The sequence below is a fragment of the Amnimonas aquatica genome, from assembly GCF_002943415.1.
GTDB lineage: Bacteria > Pseudomonadota > Gammaproteobacteria > Pseudomonadales > Moraxellaceae > Perlucidibaca > Perlucidibaca aquatica_A.
This window is the reverse complement of record NZ_PTQZ01000246.1, coordinates 1-2,429: the sequence shown is the minus strand read 5'-3', so window position 1 is coordinate 2,429 and position 2,429 is coordinate 1. Positions and strand designations below refer to the sequence as shown.

The window sequence follows — 2,429 nt, the reverse complement described above, 5'->3', positions numbered from 1 at the left end:
CCGGTGGCGGGCTTTTTGCGTCGGGTCGTTTTCGGGGTCTCGGTCATGATGCCTGTCATCCGTCGTGGCCCCGTCACGGGGCGATTCCTGTCGCCGGCAAGACTAGCCCGCCATCCGTCGACGGGGACTGGCCGCACCGGCCAATTAATTGATATTTTCGGCCAAGGCGCCGGCACCGCATTCATGCATTGCCATCCGGAGCGCCCGCCACCGTCCGCCGGAGACACCGCCCCCGCCATGGCCCACTGGGACTTCCCGCGCAGCAGCGCCAGCATCGACATCCTGCTCCAGCTCGCCGGCGAGCACGGGGTCAGCGCCGACGCCTGCCTGGCCGGCACCCGCATTACCCGCGACCAGCTGCTGCTGCCCGATACCATGGTCAGCGCCCGCGACGAGCTGCAGGTCGCGCGCAACCTGCAGACGCTGGTGGCCGACCCCGCCGGCCTCGGCCTGCAGGCGGGCCAGCGCTACCACCTCAGCACCTACGGCATCTGGGGCTTCGCCCTGCTCAGCAGCCCGACCCTGCGCAGCGCCATCGAAATCGGCCTGCGCTACCTCGACCTCACCTTCATCTTCTGCCGCCTGCGCGTGGTCGAGGATGCCGACAGCCTGTCGCTGCTGCTCGACGACAGCGAGATTCCGGCCGACATGCGCCGCTTCATGATCGAGCGCGACGCCGCCGCCATCATGACCATCCAGCGCGAGCTGTTCAGCGGCGAGCTGCCTTTCCGGGTCATGGCGTTCTCCTTCCCGGCCGATGGCGACAGCGCCCGCTACGAGGCGCTGTTCGGCACGCTGCCGCTGTTCGCCAGCCCGCCGACCCGCGCCGTGATGCCGCAGGCCCTGCTCGACATGCCGCTGCCGCAGGCCAACCCGATCACCGCCGCCTTCTGCGAAATGCAGTGCCGGCAGCTGGTGGCGCGCCGCCACGAGCGCAGCGGGCTGTCCGGCCGGGTCCGCGACCTGCTGCTGCGCAATCCCCGCCACATGCCCGACATGGCCGATGCCGCCGGCCAGCTCTGCCTGAGCCTGCGCAGCCTGCACCGGCACCTGCAGGCCGAGGGCACGACCTGGCGCCAGCTGGTCGACGAGGTCCGCGAGGCGCTGGCCGAGGAGCTGCTCGGCGGTGGCCGCCTGAGCGTCGGCGAAGTCAGCGAGCGCCTGGGTTACGCCGAGCCGGCAAGCTTCCTGCAGGCCTTCCGGCGCTGGAAAGGCATGACCCCCGGACGCTGGCAGCGACATGCCGGCACAAAATTTCACCATTTGCGTTGAAGCGTGCCGGCACTTCTGCTATAAATCGCGCCCTCGCTGTCAGCCGGCCCGATAGCCGGCGAGCTGGCCGCTGGCGGCGCCTCGCCATTTGCTGGCAAGGCCCCTCGAATCGGGCGGCGAATAGAATCGCATTGCGGAGACCGAAAATGTCCAAGGTTTGCCAGGTTACCGGCAAGCGTCCGATCGTTGGCAACAACGTGTCGCACGCGAACAACAAGACGAAGCGTCGCTTCGAACCGAATCTGCACTATCACCGTTTCTGGCTGGAAAGCGAGAAGCGCTTCGTGCGTCTGCGCGTGACCACCAAGGGCATGCGCACCATCGACAAGCTGGGTGTTGACGTGGTCGTTGCCGACCTGCGTGCCCAGGGCGTCAAGGTCTAAGGAGTCCAGCCATGCGTGACAAGATCCGCCTCGTGTCCACCGCCGGCACCGGCTATTTCTACACGACCACGAAGAACAAGCGCACCATGCCGGAAAAGATGGAGATCAAGAAGTTTGATCCCAAGATCCGTCAGCACGTGATCTTCAAGGAAGCCAAGATCAAGTAATTGATCCCGCTTCCTGTGTCATAGAAAGCCCGGCAATCGCCGGGCTTTCTGTTTTCCGGGTCACGCCATGTGTCCCGACCGCCTCCTCCGCGCCCGCCACCGCCCCCGGCCCGCTTGACGCCAAACACATAAACATATATTTATGCATTAACTTTTCCGCAGCGAGAGGCCGCCGCGATGCCGCAAGCCCGCACGCACGACCATGACCATGCACAGGGGCATGACCACAGCCACACGCCCGAGGTCGGCAGCGGCAACGAGCGCAAGGTGCTGGTCGCCTTCTTCATCACCTTCGCCTTCATGATCGTGGAGGTGGCCGGCGGCCTGATCTCCGGTTCGCTGGCCCTGCTCGCCGACGCCGGCCACATGCTCACCGATGCCGCCGCCCTCGCCCTGGCCTGGGCGGCGTTCCGCTTCGGCCGCCGCCCCGCCGACCCGCGCCGCACCTTCGGCTACCTGCGCTTCGAGGTCGTCGCCGGCTTCGTCAACGCGCTCACCCTGTTCGCCATCGTGGTCTGGATCGTCTACGAAGCCTGGCGGCGCCTGCAGCAGCCGCACGAGGTGCTGGCCGGCCCCATGCTCGCGGTCGCCGTTGCCGGCCTGCTGG

The 2,429-nt window shown here is 67.1% G+C and carries 4 protein-coding genes; all 4 read left to right on the top strand.

Going from position 1 to position 2,429, the window contains the following annotated elements; translation table 11 throughout:
* The first annotated feature begins 237 nt into the window (after positions 1–237).
* Positions 238–1,272, top strand: a complete 1,035-nt coding sequence (locus tag C5O18_RS08595) for an AraC family transcriptional regulator (RefSeq protein WP_105193151.1) — start codon at positions 238–240, stop codon at positions 1,270–1,272.
* 146 nt (positions 1,273–1,418) lie between these two features.
* On the top strand, positions 1,419–1,655 hold the full coding sequence (rpmB, locus tag C5O18_RS08590) for a 50S ribosomal protein L28 (protein ID WP_105193149.1): 237 nt from the start codon (positions 1,419–1,421) through the stop codon (positions 1,653–1,655).
* Between the two features lie 11 nt (positions 1,656–1,666).
* On the top strand, positions 1,667–1,822 hold the full coding sequence (rpmG, locus tag C5O18_RS08585; protein ID WP_003654787.1) for a 50S ribosomal protein L33: 156 nt from the start codon (positions 1,667–1,669) through the stop codon (positions 1,820–1,822).
* A 177-nt stretch (positions 1,823–1,999) separates the two neighbouring features.
* Positions 2,000–2,429: cation diffusion facilitator family transporter (locus C5O18_RS08580; protein ID WP_146089306.1), on the top strand; the 430-nt coding region annotated here is incomplete at its 3' end.